A 2,402-nucleotide genomic window follows, 5' to 3' on the forward strand; every position below is an offset into this window, starting at 1 on the left:
TGTAAATCGGCATGCAAATCTTTCCAGGTATCCGGGGTAATCGGCATCCAATAGTTGCCACCCCGGGTTGTGCAACCATCTGGCTTTTTGCCGGAGAAACCTGGGGTGTTAACCATGGATCTCATTGCCGAAATACGGCGTCGCCATCTTGTCAGCGGCGAGAGCATTACTTCAATTGCCCGCAGCCTGAAGCTTTCCCGTCCCACGGTTCGCAAGCATTTGCGAACCACCTCATCGCCTTCCTATCAACGGCGGCATCAACCCGCACCCAAGTTGACGGAAGCGTTCCAACAGATGCTCACCGCCTGGCTCACTGCCGAGCAAACCTTGCCCAAATCACAGCGCCGAACCGCACAACGGTTGTTCGAGGGTTTGCAGGTTGAAGGCTATCTGGGCAGTTATGACTGCGTACGCCGCTTTGTGAAACGCTGGAAGGCCCACAACACCCGTCCGTCTGTGACGCAGGCCTTTGTTCCACTGCGCTTTGCGCCGGGAGAAGTCTGCCAGTTCGACTGGAGCCAGGAGCAGGTTGACATCGACGGTACCTCGCAGAAGGTGAAGGTGGCGCACTTCCGCCTGGCTTATAGCCGACAGATGTTTGTGGTGGCCTATCCCCGCGAAACCCAGGAGATGCTGTTTGATGCCCATAACCGGGCGTTTGCCTTCTTCGGTGGCGTACCGCAGCGGATGATCTACGACAACCTCAAGTCCGTTGTGCAAACCATCCTGACCGGCAAGGCGCGCCAGTTCAATCCCCGTTTCATGGCGCTGGCCAACCATTATCTGTTCGAGCCGGTGGCCTGTACGCCCGCATCGGGTTGGGAGAAAGGGCAAGTCGAGAATCAGCTGGGCAACATCCGGGAGTGGCTGTTCACGCCCAGACCTCGCTTTGCCAGTCTGGCCGATCTCAACGATTGGCTGGCACTGCGCTGTCGGGAACTGGCCCAACGGCAGCATCCGACGGAAGACAGGCCGATTGCCGAGGTCTTCGCACAAGAACACAACACTTTACGTGCCATTGCCGCGCCGTTTGAGGGTTATCTCGAAGAGATGTTACGGGTATCTGGCACCTGTCTGGTTCGCGTCGACTACAACCGCTACAGCGTGCCCGCCGAATTCGCGGGCAAAGCGGTTTCCGTGCGTCTGACAGCGGACCGGCTGCGTATTGTGCACGACAGGCAGATCATTGCCGAACATCCCCGGCAATTTGGTCGGAACCAGCTGGTGTGTAACCCTTGGCACTATCTGCCAGTGCTGGAGAAGAAGCCGGGCGCGTTGCGTCACGGTGCACCGTTTATCGAATGGGATTTACCTGCCCCGATCCGCCATGTCAAAGAGCACTTGCTCAAGCAGCCTAAAGGCGACCGTGCCTTTGTGGAGTTACTGCAACTGGCGCGGGAAGCCGGTCTGGAGCCACTGCAAGTGGCGTGCGAACTCAGTCTGGAAACGGGTCTCGTGACTGGCGCCATCGTCATGAACGAACTGCGGCGTTTGTTGGCACCACCCCAGCCTTCGGCCATCCACTTGCCTGAGTCATTGCGGCTGCGCAGTGAGCCGTTGGCCGACTGTGCCCGTTATGATGTGCTGCGCGGGGGGACTCATGGCCTGCATTGACTGCATCGCTCAGCTCAAATCATTGCAACTGTATGGCATGGCAGCGGCCTGGGGTGAGTTGCACGCCGAGAAGCCGAGACAGCCTCCGGCACCGGAGGCTTGGCTGAGGCGACTCATTGAGGCTGAGCAGCAAGACCGGCAAGCCCGCAGCCTGCGTTACCAGCTCAAAGCCGCAAAATTCCCGATTCATCGGGATTTGGCCACCTTTGATTGGGCAGAAACCCCATTGCCACAAAACCAGATTGAGCAACTGGCCAGCTGCAGTTTTATGGAAACAGCGCACAACCTGATTCTGGTGGGCGGCACCGGCACCGGCAAAACCCATCTGGCCACGGCACTCGGTATCGCCGCGATTCACCGGAACAAGCGGGTTCGCTTTTACAACGCAGTCGATCTGGTCAACCAGCTGGAAAAGGAAAAGCAGTTAGCCAAGGCTGGCAACCTTGCCAGGCAACTGGTACTGATGGACGCAGTAATTCTGGATGAACTGGGCTACTTGCCGTTCCCAACCTCGGGGGGTGCATTGCTGTTTCACCTGATCAGCCAGCTATATGAGAAAACCAGCCTGATCATCACCACCAATCTGTCGTTTGGTGAATGGGTGACTGTCTTCGGCGATGCAAAAATGACGACAGCCTTACTGGATAGACTGACACATCATTGCGAAATACTGGAAACAGGGAATGATTCGTTCCGGTTCAAGCAGCGCAGGAGTCAGGCCAAAATCGGATGATCAGATGGAAACTTTTGGATGCCGGTCGCTGGAAAAAATTGGGTGCCGATTGACA

2 protein-coding genes are annotated in these 2,402 nt (G+C 57.0%); both read left to right on the top strand.

Annotated features, from left to right (window positions below):
- Positions 1-114 precede the first annotated feature (114 nt).
- Positions 115-1,614, top strand: coding sequence for an IS21 family transposase (gene istA / locus PZA18_RS23720; RefSeq protein ID WP_284103373.1), 1,500 nt, complete (start codon positions 115-117; stop codon positions 1,612-1,614).
- Positions 1,601-2,347, top strand: a complete 747-nt coding sequence (gene istB, locus PZA18_RS23725) for an IS21-like element helper ATPase IstB (protein WP_308447453.1) — start codon at positions 1,601-1,603, stop codon at positions 2,345-2,347. The genes istA and istB overlap by 14 nt, the downstream gene beginning before the upstream one ends.
- The last annotated feature ends 55 nt before the right edge of the window (positions 2,348-2,402 follow it).

The sequence above is a fragment of the Parachitinimonas caeni genome, from assembly GCF_030129945.1.
Classification (GTDB): Bacteria; Pseudomonadota; Gammaproteobacteria; order Burkholderiales; family Chitinimonadaceae; genus Parachitinimonas; species Parachitinimonas caeni.